The organism is Pseudoalteromonas phenolica, from assembly GCF_005876835.1.
Lineage (GTDB): Bacteria > Pseudomonadota > Gammaproteobacteria > Enterobacterales > Alteromonadaceae > Pseudoalteromonas > Pseudoalteromonas phenolica_B.
On record NZ_PPSW01000007.1, the window covers coordinates 379,266 to 401,770 of the forward strand.

General features: G+C 38.5%; 14 protein-coding genes. 3 read left to right on the top strand and 11 right to left on the bottom strand.

Annotation, left to right across the window (positions count from 1 at the left end; all coding sequences use genetic code 11):
* Positions 1–44: 44 nt before the first annotated feature.
* A complete protein-coding gene (locus C1E24_RS05405) occupies positions 45–1,124 on the top strand; it encodes an efflux RND transporter periplasmic adaptor subunit (RefSeq protein ID WP_138479439.1) in 1,080 nt (359 codons plus the stop codon).
* 2 nt (positions 1,125–1,126) lie between these two features.
* Positions 1,127–4,177, top strand: coding sequence for an efflux RND transporter permease subunit (locus tag C1E24_RS05410; protein WP_138479441.1), 3,051 nt, complete (start codon positions 1,127–1,129; stop codon positions 4,175–4,177).
* Between the two features lie 111 nt (positions 4,178–4,288).
* On the opposite strand, the gene rluF is transcribed toward C1E24_RS05410, so the two are convergent.
* From rluF to C1E24_RS05460, 10 genes are all read right to left on the bottom strand, one after another.
* Positions 4,289–5,170, bottom strand: coding sequence for a 23S rRNA pseudouridine(2604) synthase RluF (gene rluF, locus C1E24_RS05415; RefSeq protein WP_138479443.1), 882 nt, complete (start codon positions 5,168–5,170; stop codon positions 4,289–4,291).
* Between the two features lie 57 nt (positions 5,171–5,227).
* Complete coding sequence (locus C1E24_RS05420) at positions 5,228–6,298, bottom strand: ABC transporter substrate-binding protein (protein WP_138479445.1); 1,071 nt, start codon at positions 6,296–6,298, stop codon at positions 5,228–5,230.
* Between the two features lie 27 nt (positions 6,299–6,325).
* Positions 6,326–7,543 (bottom strand): EAL and HDOD domain-containing protein, encoded by a 1,218-nt coding sequence (locus C1E24_RS05425; RefSeq protein WP_138479447.1) that lies wholly within the window; start codon positions 7,541–7,543, stop codon positions 6,326–6,328.
* Positions 7,544–7,730: 187 nt separating this feature from the next.
* Positions 7,731–9,263 carry a glycogen synthase gene (locus tag C1E24_RS05430; protein WP_138479449.1) on the bottom strand — a complete coding sequence of 511 codons (1,533 nt, stop codon included), beginning with the start codon at positions 9,261–9,263 and terminating at the stop codon, positions 7,731–7,733.
* Between the two features lie 11 nt (positions 9,264–9,274).
* Complete coding sequence (glgC, locus tag C1E24_RS05435) at positions 9,275–10,579, bottom strand: glucose-1-phosphate adenylyltransferase (protein WP_138479451.1); 1,305 nt, start codon at positions 10,577–10,579, stop codon at positions 9,275–9,277.
* Positions 10,572–13,091, bottom strand: a complete 2,520-nt coding sequence (locus C1E24_RS05440; protein ID WP_138479453.1) for a glycogen/starch/alpha-glucan phosphorylase — start codon at positions 13,089–13,091, stop codon at positions 10,572–10,574. The genes glgC and C1E24_RS05440 overlap by 8 nt, the downstream gene beginning before the upstream one ends.
* Positions 13,081–15,123: a glycogen debranching protein GlgX gene (glgX, locus tag C1E24_RS05445; protein ID WP_138479455.1), complete on the bottom strand. Its 2,043-nt coding sequence runs from the start codon at positions 15,121–15,123 to the stop codon at positions 13,081–13,083. The genes C1E24_RS05440 and glgX overlap by 11 nt, the downstream gene beginning before the upstream one ends.
* A gap of 2 nt (positions 15,124–15,125) precedes the next feature.
* The gene (gene glgB / locus C1E24_RS05450; protein WP_138479457.1) at positions 15,126–17,345 is read right to left on the bottom strand and encodes a 1,4-alpha-glucan branching protein GlgB; all 2,220 of its coding nucleotides are present in this window, start codon (positions 17,343–17,345) and stop codon (positions 15,126–15,128) included.
* A complete protein-coding gene (malQ, locus tag C1E24_RS05455; protein WP_138479459.1) occupies positions 17,338–19,320 on the bottom strand; it encodes a 4-alpha-glucanotransferase in 1,983 nt (660 codons plus the stop codon). Before malQ ends, glgB begins: the two co-directional genes overlap by 8 nt.
* On the bottom strand, positions 19,307–19,630 hold the full coding sequence (locus tag C1E24_RS05460) for an isoamylase early set domain-containing protein (RefSeq protein ID WP_138479461.1): 324 nt from the start codon (positions 19,628–19,630) through the stop codon (positions 19,307–19,309). Before C1E24_RS05460 ends, malQ begins: the two co-directional genes overlap by 14 nt.
* A 386-nt stretch (positions 19,631–20,016) precedes the next feature.
* On the opposite strand from C1E24_RS05460, the gene C1E24_RS05465 reads away from it, so the two are divergent.
* Positions 20,017–21,933, top strand: a complete 1,917-nt coding sequence (locus C1E24_RS05465; protein ID WP_138479463.1) for a putative bifunctional diguanylate cyclase/phosphodiesterase — start codon at positions 20,017–20,019, stop codon at positions 21,931–21,933.
* A gap of 60 nt (positions 21,934–21,993) precedes the next feature.
* On the opposite strand, the gene C1E24_RS05470 is transcribed toward C1E24_RS05465, so the two are convergent.
* Positions 21,994–22,422, bottom strand: a complete 429-nt coding sequence (locus C1E24_RS05470) for an Lrp/AsnC family transcriptional regulator (protein ID WP_138479465.1) — start codon at positions 22,420–22,422, stop codon at positions 21,994–21,996.
* Between the last annotated feature and the right edge of the window lie 83 nt (positions 22,423–22,505).

Below are 22,505 nucleotides of genomic sequence, written 5' to 3' on the forward strand. Positions count from 1 at the left end.
TATCCTTACCGAAAATTTTCAGAGCTAACTAAATGGAGTGAACCATGTTGAGGTTAAGTGTTATCGCACTGCTTACAGTTTTGACACTAGGCTGCAGTCAAGAAAATGAAAAGTCAGAAAAAATAGAGGTCATACGACCAGTAAAACTATTCGAAGTGAAAGATCCTACAGCGCACAATATTCGCAGCTTTCCAGCAGAAGTCGTGGCTAACCAAGGCTCTTACTTGGCTTTTCGTGTCAGTGGAGAACTCATAGAGTTCCCTGTACGCGCTGGGCAAACTATTTATAAAAACGACCTACTCGCTAAATTAGATCCAGAAGATTTTCAATTACAGTATGAGCAACGTAAAGCACAATTCGAACTTGCTAGTGCTCAACTCAAGCGTGTGGATTCATTATTTAAACGTTCTATTGCAACCAAAGCCGAGTTTGACCAAGCCCTTGCTAACAAACAAGTCTCTGAATCGGCATTTAAAATCGCTAAAACAAATTTAGAAAATAGTGAGCTTCGCGCGCCTTTCTCAGGAACGGTTGCCAAAGTCTTTGTTAAGAACTTCGAAAATATCGTTGCCAAGCAAAATATTCTGCGTCTAGAAAGCAGAGATATGATGGATGTGGTTATTTACGTGCCTGAACGTTTAGTTGCCAGAGTTAAAAAAGATTTAGATTATCACCCTTCTGTTACCTTTGATGGTTATCCAGACAAAGCGTATAATCTATCAATCAAAGAATGGGACACACAGGCAGATCCTGCCACTCTAAGTTATAAGGTAGTTTTCTCATTACCCATTCCTAAAGACTTTAATTTATTTGAGGGGATGACGGGTCAGGTTTCGATAGACCTTTCAAAAATCACCGAACATCACAGCAATGCAATCACCGTCCCTGCCTCTGCAGTTTTCTCTTCTGATACAGAGCAGTTAGAAAATAACGCATATGTTTGGGTTTTTAATCCAGATACACAGAGTTTGTCTAAGCGCAAAGTCTCGGTTGGCAATATCTATCAAGACCAAATTGACGTACTTAAAGGCCTTAACGTTGGCGAACAAGTTGTATCGGCTGGCGTATATCACTTGTCTGAAGGTCTAAAGGTAAAACCTTGGGTTAAAGAGCGAGGCTTATAATAATGAGTCTAGCTAAATGGTCAATTGATAACAAAGTCATTAGTTGGATGTTCGCGCTATTGCTTTTAACAGCAGGCGCTGCCTCTTACTTAGACTTAGGGCAGCTAGAAGACCCTGAGTTTACGATCAAAAAAGCCATGGTCATCACCTATTACCCAGGTGCGTCTCCAGAACAAGTAGAAGAAGAAGTCACCTTCGTCATAGAAAATGCCATTCAGCAATTACCCTATGTCGATACTATTTCTTCAATTTCTTCTGCAGGAAAATCACAGATAACTGTTGAAATGAAGAGTACTTATAGAAAGCAACATTTACAACAGATCTGGGATGAGCTAAGAAGAAAAGTAAACGACCTTTCAGGACGTTTTCCTCAAGGCGTTTCTACACCTAATATAATTGATGACTTTGCCGACGTGTATGGTGTGTTATATGCGATAACTGGTGACGGCTACTCTTACAGTGAATTAAAAGATTATGTTGATTACTTAAAGCGTGAACTCGTACTTGTTGACGGGGTGAGTAAAGTCACAGTCTCTGGTACTCAGCAATCTCAGGTTATAGTTGAAATATCAACGCAAAAATTATCGCAATTGGGTATTCCGCCAGCACAAATTTTTTCTCTGTTACAATCTCAAAACCATGTTTCGAATGCGGGCAAAATACGAGTTGGCGATGAGTCAATCCGTTTTCACCCAACTGGTGAGTTCCATGATGTATCTGAATTAGAAAGCTTATTAATTTCAAGCCCTGGTGCCAATGAGCTAATCTATTTAAGGGACGTCGCGACAGTCAAAAGAGAGTTTGCTGAAATCCCAACTCATTTAACTAAATACAATGAGCAGCAGGCACTGTTATTAGGGATTTCATTTAATTCCGGAGTGAATGTTGTTGATATTGGTAAAGCAATCGATAAACATCTTGCTGATTTAGAGTATCAGCGTCCACATGGTATGGAAATTTCGTCTATTTATAATCAACCAAGCGAAGTAGAAAAGTCAGTTAACGGTTTTATTGTTAGTTTAGTTGAAGCCGTCGCGATTGTGATTGTGGTATTACTGGTATTTATGGGCGTAAAAAGTGGCATTCTTATCGGTGGTGTACTGCTCCTTACGGTACTTGGTACGTTTATATTCATGAAATTGTACGCCATAGATTTACAAAGAATTTCTTTAGGTGCACTGATCATTGCACTAGGGATGTTGGTTGATAATGCCATAGTCGTCACTGAAGGTATCTTAATCAATCTAAAGCGCGGACAAACTAAAGTTCAAGCCGCTGTAAATATTGTCGCTCAAACTAAATGGCCACTACTTGGTGCTACTATCATAGGGATCACCGCATTTGCGCCTATTGGTTTAAGTAGTGATGCAAGCGGTGAGTTTGCAGGCTCTTTATTCTGGGTATTGCTAATTTCATTGATGTTGAGTTGGGTTACTGCAATTACATTAACGCCATTTTTTGCTGACCTCATGTTCAAAGAAACAAAAAGTAGCGATAAAAAAGCATTAGATCCATATCAAGGCGTTATTTTTACTGTCTATAAAGCACTGTTAAGTACCGCGCTTAAATACCGTGTTTCAACCATTTTACTCATGGTTGCACTACTCGTTTCTTCTGTCATCGGCTTTGGCCAAGTAAAACAGTCGTTCTTCCCAGCGTCAAATACACCCATGTTCTATGTCGACTATTGGCATTATCAAGGTGCTGATATTCGTAGTACCGCGGACAACATAGCTCAGATTGAGAATTTCTTGTTAAATGACGAACTCGTTGAAGATGTTACAACAACAGTTGGTCAAGGGGCGCCTAGGTTTATGCTTACCTATGAGCCAGAAAAACAATACAACGCCTATGGACAACTTATCATCAGAGTCAAGGACCGTGACTCCGTTGCGGTTATGATTGAAAAGTTAAGAACGTTTGAAATGAATATGCCGATTGATGGCAGAATCAAAGTGAAGCGTATGGAAATTGGTCCATCTACGAGTGCAAAGATTGAGGCTCGTTTTTCAGGTGGAGATCCAGTTGTACTTAGACAGCTTGCTGAGCAAGCTAAACAAATTCTGCAGAAAGATAAAGGAGCTTTTAACATTCGTGATAATTGGCGTCAGCGAACTAAGGTGCTCCGTCCTCAATTTAATGAACAAAAAGCCAGAAGACTGGGTATTAGTAAGACTGACATAGATGACTTACTGCTTACCTCTGTAACAGGTAAAACAGTCGGTTTATACCGAGAAGGCACAGAGCTGCTACCAATTATTGCGCGCTCTCCAGTTGATGAACGTAATCAGGTAAATAACTTATCAGATTTACAAATATATAGCCCTATCCTCAATGTCTTTGTACCAATAACAACGGTTGTTGATGATTTTGAAGTAACTTGGGAAGATCCACTGATCATGCGTAAAGATAGAAAGCGTACTATCACAGTCATGACTGATCATGATGTCATAGGCGACGAAACGCCAGCTAAACTATTTGCACGCGTGAGAAGTGATATTGAAGCGATACCACTCCCTAAAGGCTATCACTTGGATTGGGGGGGAGAATTTGAGGCCTCAAGTAAAGCACAAAAAGCAATTTTTGGCTCATTACCCTTGGGTTACTTGGTCATGTTTATCATTACTGTTTGCCTGTTTAACTCTGTAAGACAACCGCTTGTGATATGGTCAACCGTGCCTTTAGCCATTATTGGTGTCACAGCCGGGTTAGTCGTGTTTCAAGCACCATTTAGCTTTATGGCACTTTTAGGCTTATTAAGTCTATCAGGTATGCTTATTAAAAATGGGATTGTGTTAGTCGACCACATAAATCTGGAGTTAAGTGAGGGTAAATCACCATATCAAGCAGTTTTTGATTCAGGTGTGAGCCGTGTTAGGCCAGTTTCGATGGCTGCGATCACAACTATCTTAGGCATGATCCCATTGCTATTTGATGTGTTTTTCAAATCAATGGCTGTGACTATCATGTTTGGATTAGGATTCGCCACAATCCTGACCTTGATTGTTTTACCAGTGATTTACTGTTTGTTTTTTTCGATTAAACAAAAATAAAAAAATGGCCTTAATCGGCCATTTTTATGCATGCAATTACTTATGTATTTGCATGCTTTAATAATTCAGAACTAGTTAATTTAAATCTAGCTAGCTAGCTTAAAACTATTTTTATTTGCGATTCAAAGACAAGGTGCCTTTTTTTCGTTCTGCAGGCTTTCTTGAATTCTTCTTAGGCTGCTGCCCATCTCTTTTAGACCTTGCATCGGTATAACGCGTCACAGCTTTTTTATCTGATGGCTTTTTGATTTTTTTATTGCTATCTACTGAACCTTCTTCTGTTTTTGCTGACCCTTCTATGGCTTTGTTTATTTCTGCCATTTCTTGCTCAGTTAAATGTCGCCATTGACCTGGTCTTAATCCATTCAAGTTAACATTCATAATACGTACGCGTTTCAGCGCTGTTACCTCATAACCAAGGTATTCGCACATTCGACGGATCTGTCTGTTTAAACCCTGAGTGAGGATAATGGTAAAAGTCTTATCGCCGGTCTGCTTCACGAAGCACTTTTTGGTTACCGTATCTAAGATTGGCAAACCACCAGCCATTCTTTCAACAAAACGTTTATTAATGCTTCTATCAACTGTAACCACATATTCTTTTTCGTGGTTATTACCGGCACGTAGAATTTTGTTAACGATGTCACCTTCATTTGTGAGAAATATTAACCCCTCAGAAGGCCTGTCGAGTCGACCAATTGGAAATATACGTTCTGGGTAATCTATCGCACTGACAATATTACTTTTAATTTTGTTCTCAGTTGTACAGGTCACGCCAACTGGTTTGTTATAAGCAATGTAAACACGTTTAGGCTTTGCTTTAAGCGGTTTGCCATCAATTAGAATCGTATCTGCGTCAGATACCTTCACACCCATTTCGGGTAGATTACCGTTAACTTTAATACGTCCAGCATCAATAAGCTTGTCAGCTTCTCTTCTAGAACAAAAACCTGTTTCACTAATGTATTTATTTAAACGTGTTGTAGCAGTCAAAAGACAATCCCAAAAATTCAATTGGCAGTATTTTAAAGGATTAGTATTTAATTTTCTCTAATTTTTCTGCCAAACCTTAGGAATTAAGTGGAGTTGATATTCAGATTGTTTATTTAGGTGCAAACTTTTAGATTTATAGTCAATTTGCCCCCAATTAGGATTACTTTTCATCCATTGATAATTTTGCACATTGTCTTTGGTAATAATACCCATAGGTATTACTAATTTTGTGTGTTCAGCCCAATAAGGGTGTTTGTTGTGATGATCAAATAAACTAACAAGCGCCCATGCCCCCATCATAAAATGCCCTCCGACGCTTGCTTGTACTTCACCTGAGGCTATTTTTTCTAGGCCTATTGATAACCAGTCAAACCCACCAAACACGATATTCTGACTTTCTGTGCAGGCTTGTTTGCATGCTTTCATTGCGCCAATAGCCATAAGATCTGAAGCAGCCCAAACAATATTAATATCTTGATGTCTTTTAAGGAGTTTGAGAGTTTGTGCAGTTGAAACAGATTCAGACCAAGACGCGTGGACTTCTTGTGCAACTGTCACACCTTTAGAAGAAAAGAAGTCAACGGCGCCTTTTGCGCGCATATCTGACTCAGAGCCATAATGACCATTAACAAGCACAGCTTTAAGGCTTTTATTGTTATTGCTTGAATTATATAAGCCTTCCGCTAGGTCATAACCGGCTTGATAATTATCGTGGTAGACTTCACCTAGCCAAGATTTAAAATTTTCACCAGGGCTTGCTATTTGTTGCTTTTCTTCTCCAGAAATTGTCTCTTCTAAAGTAATTGAAGGCACTTTATATTTTTCAAGTAATTTTAGTGTTTCTAACGCTGCGCCAGGGTAAAGGATCAAAATGGTGTAATCAGGTTTTTTTTGATACTCGAGATATTTCTTTAACTCTTGATATTGAATATGGCGATTGCCTTCACCATAAATCACATCCAGTTCAAAGCCCAATTGAAAAGCGGCATGTTGACTAATAGTCTGTACTTTTCGCCAAAAAGGGTCATCGACCACTGAAGGGTTTACAAACAAAACGGTTTGCTTTGCAGCAACATTAAAAGCAAGCATAAACAGAAATAAAAAGAGCAACCTTAATTGAAACCACATTTAAATTTTTCTTCTCATTGACTGAACCTAAAATGCTTTATCTTTGTACATATCTGCCCACAGGATGGCTGAAGCGTGAAATTCAGGTAAGCACTCATCACTGATGTTTATATATTGACACGCTTTTTGTAATTTCCACCAGCTCCCTGATTCATAGGCTTTCACGATATTTAAGACATAGTAATGAAAGTTTGCTTCACCTAACAAGGCTTTTTGAAGCTCTTCAGGAAAAGGTAATTTATCGACAACTTTTTCCATTGGCCTATCTAAAATTGCATCAAGTAATGAAAATAGACCAACTAAGAAACATGCTGATCCTGAATTTGGTTGAGCCTTACTGCCAATTAGTTCACAAAATCGAGCGCGAACAATACTCATTCTAGTTAGTTCTGTTGGTTTGCCTTTGGCAACATGCGCCGTCATGATCAAGCCCACAAACTTTTTAGTACGTTCGTACCCTAAATAAACCAAAGCTTGCTTAATAGACTCAATTTTACTTTTTATAGGAAATACACCTGAATTAATTAATCGCAACAATTTATAAGCTAACGCCGTATCTTGGGAAAATAATTGCGCAATTTTAGTCACATTGAGATTGGGTTTTAAAACTTCAGTATAAATGAGCATGACGATGGTGTAGTTGAATTCAATATCATTTTCTTCAATAACACGGGGTTTTGCAAAAAAATAACCTTGAAAAAAATGAAAACCCATTGTTTTTGCTATTTCATACTCTTCTTCAGTTTCTATCTTTTCAGCTAAGAGTTTAATATTTTTTTGCTGTTTTAATTCATCAATAATAGGACCAAGTGTATCAAGCGGACTTTGCATCACATCGAATTTTATTAGGCGAACTAATTTCAAAAATGGCTGCCAGCCCTCTTCGTATACAAAGTCGTCTAAGGCGAGTTTATAATTCTGATGAAACAAACTCCTAACACGTTCATAGTTTTCTTTCGTAGGTTGGATCGTTTCTAACAGTTCTAGGATAACATCATTAGCAGGAAGAAATGTTGCAAGCTCTTGCTTTAAAGATTCAGGGCCAATGTTAATAAGAGCTTTCTTACCGGATGTAAGATACCGCGTCCCAAGATTTAACTGATTATCAAGAATAAGTTTTGCAGTTGCTTTATCTTCAGCAATGTTGGGAAAACTGTTGCTCGAGCCATCTCTAAAAAGTAGCTCATAGGCAACAACTTGCTTTTTTCTATTAAAAATAGCTTGTCTTGCTACAAAAACTTTCAAGCATAAGCTCCTTTTCCCAATTACATCTTTTCAATATGAAACGTTTAATATAATAGCATTATAGTAAGACAAAAAAACCCAACTAAATAACTAAAAACAAAGTCATTAATTTAAAATTATAGCAAAAGATAAATAGGAATACGGCTGAAATAAGCATAGTTACTCATTTCAGCCAAATAAGTAAAGATTAATTATACAGTTTTGAGATGTATTCTTGCGCTAATCCATGCCACTCGAAACGGGCAGACTCAGCGTTCCTCGAAATAACATTGTATTGTGATTCATTGGTACTGAGTAATGACAAAGCTTGTTCAAATGATTCGATTAAATTTTCTACTTGTTGAACTAATGACTCACCATTAAAGACAAAGCCTGTTTCGTTATGCGAAACTGTATCTTTTAACCCACCGACACCATGCACTAAACATGGCTGTCCATCACGCATAGCAAGCATTTGGCTTATACCACAAGGCTCAAATGAGCTCGGCATTAAGAATAACTTACTTAATGGATATAGTGTATCTCCAAGCTTTTGATCATAGCCATTTAAAAATAAAACATTGTCTCTTCTTGCCATCACTTGCATAAATTGCGATTCGATATATGGATCGCCACTTCCTAGTATAACTATGTTGCTATTAAACTTATCCGCAACTAGAGCTAAATCATCAAGTACAATACCATTTGCAGATTTTTGCATTAGCAAAAGCACTTTTTGATCCGTGATACGGCCAACACTAGAGACGATGGCTTTCTCTTTCAAAGCTTTCCAGTTAGACACTCTTTGGTGAGCAATATAATGTTTGGTTTCGATAAGGTTAGACTTAGACATCCATTTAAAAATGCATTTTTCCGCTTCAGTTAGATACTCACTATAAGAGAGCTTATCCTTATCTGCTGCACTGTAATTACATCCATTTAGAATACCAAACAGCCTACCTTGACCCGCTGCCAAACGCATGTCATGTTCCAGGCCTTCACCACCAAAAAAACCTTCGTCAGGTCGGCTTGTCTCTTGTACCTCAAAACTGTAAGTAGTTGAGACGACATGGATCACATCACATAAGTTGAGACCACTACGCATCGGGTTATAGCAATGAGGATACTGATGATCACAAATTTGATGACCATCATAATTTAAGGTTGGAAACCAGGCTTCTAAGCTTGATTCATCATGATTAAAAGGTCTTATACCTTGAAGGGCTAAATTGTGCACTGTATATACAAGTTTCAACGTTTTTAAATACACAAATCGTGGGCTAAACTTAGCAAGCACAGACACACCCGCAGCATGCCAATCATGTAAGTGAATAACATCTAGGTTATCAATTACCCTGTGCTCTATAATTTCACAAACTGAAGCACTAAAAAAAGCAAATTTCGTTGCATCAGAGGCAAAAGGTCTATTTGCACCATCATCACAATATATCTTCCCACCATTGTCTGAAAACAAAGAATGTGAAATTACATATTGATTTACACCCTCACTTGATTCAACTAACCACAAACTCGCTGTCTCTAAATGTTGCCTAAAAGGCACTGCTATGTCTGCGATAAAATGTCGAGTTAATTGCTCTTGACCATAATCTGGTACTACAACAGATACTGTTAAGCCATGTCCACTTAAAGCATAAGGGATGTCACGGATAACATCCGCAACCCCCCCAACTTTACAGTTCGGCAATCGGTCATTTTCAGCACCGACCATTAAAATATGCATATAATGCCTTATTAAACTACTGAAAGCTCTTGTTTTTCTTCATTTTCTATTTGACGTTGATTATAAGCAGCAAGCATATCTCTCGTCACCAAAACAATGCCTTTTTTTGACACCCTAAAACCATTCTCTTCGTCAATTTTTGAGTCATAACCAATCACTATGCCTTCCGGAAGTTCACAGCTACGGTCGATGATGGCATTTCTAACTTTACAATTTCTGCCAATCTTAACACCGGGTAGGATCACTGAACCTTCAATAGTACAATAAGAATGAACATGAACGTTTGAAAACAGTAATGATTTACGCACAACAGAACCAGATATAATACAGCCACCAGAAACCGTTGAATCTACAGCCATACCGCGTCTTTCCTCATCATCAAAAATGAACTTGGCTGGAGGAAGCTGCTCTTGATAAGTCCAAATTGGCCAGCTTGGGTCGTATAGATCTAATTGAGGTTCAGGAGAAACGAGTTCCATATTTGCTTCCCAGAATGAGTCAATTGTGCCCACATCACGCCAGTAAGCTTGACCTTTTTGTGTTGGTTCTCTGAAAGGGAATGCAAACACGTTATGTTCTTCTATGATGGCAGGAATTATATCGTGACCAAAGTCGCGGCCTGACCCCTCACGTTCTGCATCATTTTTTAATTGCTCAAATAGGAATTCAGTATTGAAAACATAGTTGCCCATTGATGCTAGACAAGTCCCTTCTTTTCCTGGAATAGAAGAAGGTTCAGCAGGCTTTTCGTCAAACCGTCTGACACGGTTACTGTCATCAACTGTCATCACACCAAACGTATTCGCCGCTTCTTCACAAGGGACTTCAATACAACATACTGTCATATCTGCACCGGTTTCAACGTGTTTTGCGAGCAACGCGCCATAGTCCATACGATAAACATGGTCTCCTGATAAGATCATGACATATTTTGGCAATTCATGACGAATAATGTCCATATTTTGGAATACCGCATCCGCTGTTCCACAATACCATTCATCGCCATAACGCTGAGATGCCGGTAAGATTTCAACAGATTCACCGAGCTCCTTTTTAAAATGTCCCCACGCTCGATTAACGTGGCGAATTAGTGAGTGAGACTTGTACTGTGTGGCAATGCCGACACGTCTGATACCTGAATTTATACAATTTGAAAGCGGAAAATCGATGATCCTATGTTTACCGCCAAAGTAGACAGCAGGCTTTGCACGCCAGTTAGTTAATTCATGTAAACGAGAGCCTCGACCGCCCGCTAAAATCAGGGCATAAGTCTCTCTGGTTAAATTACTAATATAACGATTTTCATAACTAGGCATGTTGCTTCTCCATTTGTTCCTTGTCTGTAATCTTTGTTGTATCTGGCGTTATATGCCAGATCTCTTCACTGTATTGTGAAATAGTTCTGTCACTTGAAAACTTGCCACTGGCCGCAGTATTGAGAATACTCATTTGAGTCCAATGAACTTTATCTTGATACGCTTTGGCCGCATTACTTTGCGCCTGACAATAACTGTCAAAGTCATAAGCGGTTAACCAAGGGTCGCTTGGGCATTTAACAGCATTAATAATGTCGTCGAAGATGTTGGGTTCGAATAAATTAAAGTGACCGCTTTCAAGCAATTTAAATACGGCGCTCAAGTTTTCGCTGTTGTGAATAACTTTTTGAGGATCATAATGTGACCTAATAGTGTTGGTTTCTTCTGCTTTTGCACCAAATAAAAAGAAATTATCTGCACCAACATTTTCTAAAATTTCAATGTTCGCACCATCGAGTGTGCCGATTGTAATGGCGCCATTCATCATAAACTTCATGTTGCCTGTGCCCGATGCCTCTTTGCCTGCGGTTGAAATCTGCTCTGATAGATCGGTCGCCGGACAAATCGTTTCCATCGCCGTAACATTGTAGTTAGGAATAAATGCAACTCTTAAGTAAGGCTTAGCCCTTTCATCTTTATTTATGACTTCTGCAACATTGTTTATTAATTTAATGATTTGCTTAGCCATGTAATACCCAGGCGCAGCTTTACCACCAATCAAAACACATCGCGGTGTTAGGTTTTCTGTTTTGCCCTTACAAATCTGAATGTACAAATGAATAACATGAAGGATGTTCAATAATTGACGTTTATATTCATGAATACGCTTCACTTGCACGTCGAACATCATATTTGAATCAAACTCAACACCACATTGTGATTTAACTAAAGCAACAAGCTTGTCTTTGTTAGCTTTTTTAACTTCAAACCATTTGCCTTGAAACTCCTTATCATCGTAGTAGCGACGCAAGTCTTTAATCTTACTGAAATCTGAAATCCACTCATTGCCGATATACTCACTGATTAAAGACTTAAGCTCAGGATTGCAATGTGCAAGCCATCTTCGAGGAGTTACGCCATTGGTTTTGTTATTAAACTTCTCAGGCCAAAGCTTATAAAAGGTATTGAAAAGACCGCTTTTCAATAACTCAGTATGAAGCGCGGCAACACCATTAACGGAGAAACTTCCGACGATTGCTAAATATGCCATACGAATTTGTGGTACATCCCCTTCTTCAATTAAAGAAAGTTCTCTCTGTTTTGCAACATCGCCCGGCCAGTGAATGGCAACCTGCCCTAAGAAACGGGCATTAATTTCATAAATAATTTCTAGTAAGCGAGGTAAAAGTCTTTCAAATAAAGGAACTGACCAACGCTCTAATGCTTCAGGTAACAAGGTATGATTCGTGTATGCCATGGTACTTGTGGTGATTTCCCACGCTTTATCCCACTCGATTTCATAGTCATCAATCAGCAAACGCATAAGTTCTGCCACTGCAATACTTGGATGTGTATCGTTTAACTGAAATACATGAAATTTTGCAAAATCATCAAAATTTTCACCATGCTCGGCCACCCAATCATCTAGAATGTCTTGTAAACTCGAACTGGTTAAAAAGTACTGTTGTCGAAGCCTCAACTCTTTACCGTTTTCGCTACTGTCATTGGGATAAAGCACCATCGAAATTTGCTCTGCTAAATTTTTTTGCGCAACAGCATCAGAATAACTACCCTCATTGAACTCTCTTAAATTGAACTCATCTGTTGCTTCTGCTTTCCAAAGTCTCAATGTATTAACAATGTCATTTTTATAGCCTGGAATTGGTACATCATAAGGTACAGCAAGAACATCCTGGGTATTCACCCACGCTCTATGTGTTCTACCATGCTTATCGACATATGACTCAACATGACCAAAGAACTTAACTCGCTTTGACTGTTCAGGCGCACTCAACTCCCAAGGGTGCCCTTCACGTAACCAGTTGTCTGGATGCTCGACTTGATAACCGTTTTCGATAGATTGGTTAAACATGCCATATTCATAGCGAATACCATACCCAACAACCGGAAGTGCTAAACTTGCACAACTATCTAAAAAACATGCTGCAAGTCGACCTAAGCCTCCATTGCCAAGACCTGCATCATGCTCTGCACTACTTACACACTCCAACTCTGCACTATATTGCTCAAGCGCTGTTTTTACATCTTGTTCTAAATCGAGATTCAAAATAGCGTTACCGAGCGCTCGCCCCATTAAAAACTCGAGTGAAATGTACGCGGCTTTTCTGGTAGGCTGCTGATTTCTTATCTCATTAGTTTTTCTACATTTAGCTACCAGCCTATCTCGAATTGTTAATGCCAGAGCATGATATAAATAGAGTCTAGATTCGACGTTTTTATCTCGCCCTAAGGTATAGTAAAAATGTCGATTTAGATCTTCACTGACATCAGCTAACAAGGTGTCGACCTTGGCTGTATCAGGCACTTGTCCATTTGAATTTTTATGACTCATTATCATTTCCTTCAAAATTAGTAGAAAAAACCCAGCTTGATTGCGCTGAAATATCTAAAACTTGATCTATTTGGTTGAATTTATCAAAGGGCTCAGAAGTGATTTGTAATTGCCACTTCTGTGTAGCTTTGGGGAGACTGACATTAATTGTTACCTCGCCTGCATTTAAAAGTAATAAAAGAGACGTTTTATTGTTGTTATCATCCAAGCGACACATTAAAAATTGCGAAGTTGGGTCATGCCATTTAATCGTATCCATAGGCTGAGAGTGTTCATCAAACCAATGCACAGAAAAATCGCTGTCTTCTTGATGTACAAAAAAAGGATGCTTGAAAATAGCAAAACAACGCCTTATCTCGATAAGTCTAGCAATAAACTTTCTCAAATCGTGGCTGTTTTGCTCTTCCCAATTTAACCAACTAATGTCGTTATCTTGGCAATAGGCGTTGTTATTACCTTTTTGAGAGTGGCAAAGCTCTGTACCTGCGGCAATCATAGGCACACCGCAAGACATAAAAAGCGTGATAAGTGCATTCTTTTGCTGTTTTAATCTGAGAGCATTAACGTCAACATCTTGGGTTTTACCCTCAATACCGCAGTTGAAACTGTGATTGTCATTGTGACCATCTTGGTTGTTCTCACCATTAGCAAGATTGTTTTTATTTGCATAGCTCACCCAATCTTTGAGTGTAAAACCGTCATGGCTGGTGATGAAATTGATTGAATTTAAGGGACCTCGCAAGTTGTGTTCAAATAAGTCATTTGAACCATGAATACGTTTAGCCAATTCAGGAAGGATATGTTGCTTGGCTTGCCAGAACTGACGAATAGTATCTCTGTATTTATCGTTCCATTCACGCCAAGGGGCTGGAAACGCACCGAGTTGATAGCCTCCAGGACCAATATCCCAAGGCTCAGCGATCAGTTTACATTGACTTATAATAGGATCTTGATGGATTGCTTGAAAGAAGGTGTGACCTTTATTGAAGCCTTTTATGCCTCTACCGAGAATACTGGCGAGGTCAAACCTAAAACCATCAACCCCGTAATATTCAACCCAATAACGTAGGCTATCTAGTATGAGTTTTAGCGTATATGGGTCATCTATATTGACTGTGTTACCACACCCCGTATCGTTAATGTAATCACAACTATCTGCTAACAATCGATAATAACCAGAATTATTAAGCCCTTTAAAAGACAACGTTGGACCTTCAAGGCCTGCTTCAGCGGTATGATTAAAGACAACATCAATGATAACTTCTATACCCGCTTTATGAAGCAGCCCAACCATTTGCTGAAATTCATCAATATTTCCATCAACAAGGTATTCTTTATGTGGGGTAAAAAAGTTAAGTGTATTGTAGCCCCAATAATTCTTTAAGCCTTTGGCTGTTAAAAACTGTTCACTGATAAAGCTATGAACAGGCAATAACTCGATTGCATTGATACCCATAGACTTTAAATGACGAATGAAGTGCTCATGTGCAAGGCCAAGAAATTTACCTCTCAGCGCTTCCGGGATTTTGTTATTTAATTTCGTCGCGCCTTTAACATGACACTCGTAAATAACAGTCTCACTCCATTTAACATTCGGCCTTTCTCCTTGATATTTTTCAAGTAAAGTTAGCTTCGACTTCGTCATATCAAAGGCATTATCAGCATTATTGAAATGCCCAACGGGTAAATGACAAAAGTGCCTTTCGCTCCAATAAAAATGACCTTGAAGGTCTTTTGCGTAGGGGTCTAGCAATAATTTATGTTCATTATGTAACTGACCAGAACTCAAATCATAATTACCATTAACCCGGAAGCCATAAATACAACCTTCATGTAAACCGTCAACACAGACTGACCAGACCCCCCCTTCGTGTAAATGCATAGCCAAACGCTCTGTTTCAGCAAAGCCACTGTCATCAAATAAACAGAGTGAAACATGTGCAGCTTGTGGAGCATATACGGCAAAGTTCACTGAATTACCTGACTGTGAAGCGCCTAAGGGTGAGCTATTACCTTTACCAGAAATCAGCATTCTTAACCCGTCACGAACTTTAAATAAAGTGTAGATAAAGGCGGGATAGTTATTTGAATGCTTTGCTCAAAGCCGTGACTGGCGATATCTTGTGTTTCTATAAGTTGCTGAGTGTGTGCAACTGCATTAACACCACTGCCCCAAAACGTCTCATCGTCAGTGTTTAGGGCTACTTGATATACACCTTTAGCTGGCACCCCCATTCTAAATTGGTGGTAAACTTGACCGGTGAAATGAGAGATTACAACGATATGCTGATTTTTAGTTTTAGAAAAACGGACAAAGCTGAAAATACTTTGCTGACTATTATCACTGTCAATCCACTTGAACCCTTCAGATTGCTGATCCAATTCATAAAACGCAGGTGATGTTTTGTAGACTTGATTTAACTTTTGAATTGTTTTAAATACACCATGATGCGCTTCAGAGTTAAGTAAATCCCAATCTAAACCAGCATTGTGGTTCCACTCTTCCCTGGGTGCGAGCTCAGCGCCCATGAAAAGTAACTTTTTACCAGGGTGCGCATACATAAATGCATAATACGCTCTTAGATTAGCGAATTGTTGCCAATCGTCCCCTGGCATTTTAGATAGTAAAGAGCCTTTACCATGTACCACTTCGTCATGGCTGAGTGGCAAGATATAATTTTCTGAATAAGCGTATGCCATCGAAAACGTCATTTCATGGTGGTGGTATTGCCTATGAATTGGATCACGCTTCATATAATTTAACGTATCATTCATCCATCCCATATTCCACTTGTAACCAAAACCCAAACCATTATTATCAACAGAATTGGTCACTCCTGGCCAAGCTGTTGACTCTTCTGCAACCATCATGATGTCGTTTTGATTGGCATAACTGCGGGTATTTACTTTTTGTAAAAGATGTATGGCGTCAAAGTTTTCTCGACCACCTAAATGATTTGGTACCCATTCATTTTCTTCACGGCTGTAATCTAAGTACAACATAGAAGCAACAGCATCAACGCGTAAGCCATCTATTTGATATTGTTCTAACCAGTAGATGGCGTTTGAAAGTAAATATGACTGAACTTCAGGGCGACTGTAATTATAAATATAGGTATTCCAATCTGGGTGGAAACCTTGTCGCTTGTCTGCATGCTCATATAAATGCGTGCCATCAAAACAATGCAAACCATGTGGATCAGACGGAAAGTGCCCCGGTACCCAATCCAATAAAACGCCCAATTCCGCTTTTTTACATGACTCAATAAAATAAGCAAAGTCATCTACAGAGCCGAATCGACTTGATGGAGAAAATAACCCAACAGGCTGATAACCCCAAGAGCCATCAAAAGGATACTCACTGATTGGCATTAATTGAATATGCGTAAAACCTAGCTCTTTTACATAATTGATTAAATCATCTGCCAATTCTCGATAAGTAAGATAACGCGCCCCTTCATTTTCTCTTCTTTTCCAAGAGCCTAGATGTACTTCGTAAATACTGATTGCCGCATCAACTCTATTAAGTGTATTTTGAACTTTACTCTTTTTTACGGAGACTTGAGGGATCGACTTTTGAATAACGGATGCAGTACCTGGAGATTGTTGGGTTTTTAATGCATATGGATCTGCCTTTTCAAAACGATTACCGTGGCAATCTGTAATCGAATATTTATAACATTGCTCCGTTTCTATTTCTGGCAAAAACAGTTCCCAAATGCCACTTGAAGGGTGTTTTCGCATGAAATTTTGATTAGCATGCCAATGATTAAACTCACCGATAACAGACACTGACTGAGCATTTGGCGCCCATACAGCAAACCTAACACCTGATACACCTTGTTGCTCTACACAATGTGCGCCTAATAATCGATATGCATGTTCAAAGGTGCCTTCATTAAAAAGATACATATCATTCTGACTTAGGGATGAATTAAACTGGTAAGGGTCGTAATAAACGTTGTCTGAGCCATCGTGGTATAACGCCCTCAGTTGATACCGCTCTGGTAAATCGACATTTTTTAGCGCTAGGACAAATAAACCTGAGTCATTAATATTTGAGAAATTAATATTTCCAGAAGGGCTCACCAACTCGACAGAGTGTGCCCCTTCAATAAATGCTCTTATTTCAAATTGCTGTTCAGAGTTAACATGTAACCCTAAGAAAGAGAAAGGATCACTAAATTGACCTTGTTGTAATGCTTTTATTTGCGCGTCGTAAGTAGTTTCTTTGCGGGCCAAAGAGTCAATCATTGCTTTTCCTTAATGCTGTTAAATCATTGAGTAAACTTTGCTGTACGGCAAAAACGTCTTCTATCGGTGTGAGAATTCGACGTCGCCAATTTTTATATTCTTTATCTGTACCAGGAATGTTAATAGGCAAGGTTTGTTTTGCTAAATCATCAAAATTTAAGCTAAAGAGTTTAGGTGGGGTTTGAATGAGTGTTTTAACTAGCTCATTAAACAACTCGTCTACATCGCTTTCTAACTTAAGGTGCGATTTATTGAGCCAATTCAACACGCGTTGTTTATCAATTAGTCTTTGAGACTTTAATTCATTGGCTTCCAGTTCATTGCAAAGAGATAAACTTAATTTCAAATCAACGTCATGAGCATACCACCAAGAAATAAACGGTGGGACGTCATGGTTCGATAACATTAACATGCAATTTTCACGGTAATCGTTACCATGTTTGAACTCGCCCAAGTGGTTTTTTTCGAAATAAAACAGAGTATTTCCATAAATACCACTTATCGCCAAGGCTTCAGTAACTTCAGGCGGCACGACCCCTAAATCTTCTCCTACTAAACCAGTATTATTGAGATGAGATTCAATTTTTAAGATAGCTAAAAGATATTCAAACGGATAATAAACATAACAACCATTTTGTTCTTCATCGACTGTTAAGCACCACCACAAACGCCTTAATGACATCACATGGTCTATTCTTAAAGCTCCAAAATACTGCATGTTCTCTTTTATTAACTGCTTAAAATAAGCAAAGTTATTATCTGTCATTTTTTTAGGATCAATAACTGGTAACCCCCAATTCTGACCATTCTCAGCCCAAGGGTCGGGTGGCGCACCTATTTCAGCATACTTTGAAAAAATTGACTGATTTGCTAAGAATTCAAGACCATCTTTCGCGCAACCAACCGCTAAATCGTTGACTAAACCAGTTTTCATCCCAAGGGACAAACACAGCTTTTGACATTTATTTAGTTGTTCATGAGCAAGCCATTGCCAGAATTTTGCCCGTTCATCATCTGCAAAAGTGCTCAATAAATTACTTTTGGTTTGACAAAATCGACGAAAATTGCGTTGTAATTTTAAGCTGGCATTTTGCTTAAACTGACGATAAAGAGACTTTAATAACTTGTATTTGGTCTCTGCGACTAGTTCATAGTCTATATATTGCGCCTGTTTTTCAGCATTCAAAATTGCTAATGCCGAATTATGTTCGTCTGCCATTTGTACAAAGGTAGTCTGAGTAAGGCATTCAGCTATCGAAATATAGAGAGGGTTTATTAGCCCTCGGTGACTTGGACTATATGGGCTGGCTCTTTGTGGCTGCTCTTCAAACAAAAGATGTAAAGGATTCAACAAAATAAAATCAATGCCCGACTTTGCACTGCTGTTTATTAGTTGCTGCAAATCTGAGAAGTCACCAAAACCATAATTTTCTGCTGAAGTTAAGGTATAGAGTTGAACGCTAACACCAAATTGCTTTTGTTCATTAAAAGCCACAGCTTCTTTGGGTGTCACCCACAACTCTGTAAAATATACTTCGTCATCAAGTGTTACCTGTGCGGTGAAATAACCCGTAGGCAGGTGTTTTGATATAGGTAACTTGAGCTCAACAAAACGGTTATCGGCATCAATATATTCACCAGAAAAAACTGCTTTTTTAAACGATAATTCGACACTTAAATCAATCTCAGATACCTCTAAATATAAAGGCCCGTATTTTTGATTGTCTTTTATCCTAATCGTAAGATGAGGCTCTGATTGTTCAACTAAACTGATACTTGGCAATAGCGAATGCCATGGCGCAACGTCTAACTTGTAGTTCAAAGCATGTATTGATTTATTAGAGTAAAAATCAATGTCACATGCTTTTAAAGCCGCTTCTCTAACTTGCTGAGAAAACCTAACTGTTTCACCAGTATATTTTGTGAACTCAGAACCTATGCCGTATAAATAGCAAAGTTGTTCAAATGCATTCATTCTGAATACCAACTTCCTTTATGGTAGACACTAAACTGTTTTCTGAACCAAACCCATTTGCTTTGTAGCCATCAGCTTGATTATCATTTTCCCAAACTTCACCATCTATCAGGTATCTGAACTGATACTGTTTATTTGTTGGTAAGCGAAATTTACTTTTGAATACTTGACGTGATTTAACGAATTTCATCTCAACTGGTTGCCAGTCGTTAAACTCAGCAACCAGTTCGATTTTATCCGCATTTTTAAACTCACACTCGAAAGTTATTTCAGCTTCTGCTTTGGTCTTAAAGAATCGCTTATTTAGCATTGCCTTGCCTTATTCCTAAAGAATTTACGCATTAAGTTCTTGCTTGTGAAATAAACTGCATTTCAGCTTTGAAGATTATTTGCCTATTTAATCAACTGAATGTTTATCTTATGTGACAACTCCAGTGTCAACAGCGCAAGATTCAATGCGCAAGTTAAACAATTTCAACATTACGTTGAGTGGTATGTATGTGTGAGAGAGAATTTTAAATTAGACTAAGTTTTAAACAGTGTAAAGTGAATATTCCTAATAAGTACGCAATTTTTACTCATAGCTATTCAGTTTATTGCTAAATTTAAAATCTTACTTTCATAAAATGTCATAAATATGATAAAACTTAAGTTTGAAATTGTTTCTCCGCATGGGAATTGCTGGAACCAGCTAATATGTTAAAAAAGCTTAAATTACAAGGACTACTCATTCTCTGTGTGATCTTGTTGGGTTTTATATTCAACTTTTTATTCACCAAGTCTCTTATTGATATAGTTAACGAAGAGCAAGTTAACGTAACTAAGCTTAGTTCGGCATCAAATATCACGCCTTCTTCAGCCTGGTTTAGATTTATGTTGCCATCTCATGAATTCATCGAATTGGACAACACTGTATACGTCTTAACGCGAAATAAAGGTGAGCTACTCGCAATCAAAGCAAAACATGCTTTTATCCAAAGCATACTTTCACCCTATGCCTTAATCTCCATTTTACTTATAGTCATATCTCTAAGTAGCCTAGTCAGAGCTCAAAGAAACCTTCAACGTCAAAAAGTGGCCTTAGATGAGATCAATAAAGACGTACAAAAGTTGTTAAAACGTTTTGAGGTTGATGAAAAGAGCCTGAAGTATGGATCTTCTGTAACTCAAATCAGACATGCAATAAATTTAATACATGAACAAGTTGGTGAAATTCAGCAACAAACAGACCACCATGTTTATCAAGATAAACTCACGCAATTAATCGATAGACATGCTTATATAGAGCACCTAGAGAAGCAGCTTAAACTTGCAGAGCAAAACAAACTTAGGTGTGGGCTTTTATTTATCGACTTAGACGGCTTTAAGCAAGTAAATGATTCTTTTGGTCATAGCTTCGGTGATGAAATTTTAATACAAGTTGCCAATCGCCTTAAAGATATAGTTCGTCAATTTAAGATCCAGGACCTTCACCCTCAAAATGGCATTGATAAAAACTTATCTAGACTGGGTGGAGATGAATTCTCAGTTTTTGTGCCTGATATTAGAGATCCTGCATTTTGCACTGAGCTCGCCCAAGCAGTTTTGACAGAGATAGAACGCGATTTTGTGCTTGGTAACAAACTGGTGAAAATTGGCGCCAGTATTGGTATTGCCTCGTACCCGGAAAGCGCATCGCAACCGCATGCATTATTACAAATGTCAGATGTTGCCATGTACAGAGCGAAGACTGATGGTCGAGGTATCTTCAGAGTTTATTCTCCAGAAATGGGAAATAAAATGCGCAGATACCACTATCTGCTTGAAGAGCTGCGACTCGCAATTAGCTCAAACAGTTTCCATATGTCATTTCAACCGATTGTACATGTTGAAGATTGTGCCATTGATTACTTTGAGGCATTAATCAGGTGGCAGCACCCTATAGAAGGACTTATTCCGCCTTCTGAGTTTATACCGATTGCAGAAGAATCTAATCTTATCTTAGAGCTAGGAGATTGGATTTTGCTTGAATCATGTAGGCAAATGTCAGCTTGGCACAATGCTGGCATGAAGAAAGTCAAAATATCAGTCAATGTATCTGGTATTCAACTTAAGCATAGAGACATTTATAATTGGGTAACGGATGCACTTAATAAAACAGGACTTCCTGCTAGCTCCTTGATGCTAGAGATTACAGAATCAACACTTATTACTGCCAGCGAAGATATAATTCAGCAATTAGAGTCTTGTCGTAAGGCTGGTGTGAGTGTTGCAATTGATGACTTTGGTACAGGCTTTAGTTCGTTGAGTACACTTGCCGATTTACCTATTGATGTTATTAAGATAGACAGGCTTTTCATTACCCAAGCCAATGAAAATCCAAAGTACCTTAAAATTTTGAACTCTATTAGTGAGTTAGGCCATCAACTTGGGTTAAAAATTGTTGCTGAAGGCGTTGAACAAATCGAACAGTTTGAATTAGTTAAAAACCTGGGTATTCGGTGTGTTCAAGGCTACTTAGTCAGTAGACCAGAAACCTCTTATAATGTTGGCTCAAAAGTGTTAACTGGCAATGTGAACCATATAGCAACAACTGGAACGAGTGTTTGGTTACCTGAAGTACAAAAGAACTAAACTCAGGTAATTTTCTTTACTGTACCACTTCAAGTTATTGCCTTTTGTTAATCTGAACGTTTAACGTTTAAACTTGGTCTCTAGAATGACAGATGAATTAGTCCTCTCTACTCCATCTAAGTCACCGATGTCATCGAGTATGCTACTGAGTTGCTGGAGACTTTGTGCTTCAACAATGGCAATCATGTCGTATTCACCACTGATTGCATATAAGGCTGTTACGTTATTATGATGCTTTAAGGCAACCGTTGTTTGTGTGGTTAGCTTCTGCTTTACCTTTATAGAAACATGTGCAGAAACGAGCCCTTCTAAATACTCTTCTCCAAATTCAACACTATAACCTTTGATTATCCCAGCTTGTTCAAGCTTAAGAAGCCTGTTCTGGACTGTTGATCGCGACTGATCAAGCATTCGTGCCAAATCTGAAATGCTCGTTCTTGCATTCGCTCTTAACAGAGCTATCAACTTTTCATCTTGTGCTTTTATCATAATGACCATTCACTTGGTTAAACTGATAAAATTATCTATCAATTTGAAAAATATTGCACTGCAAATTTCACTATATCAGAGTG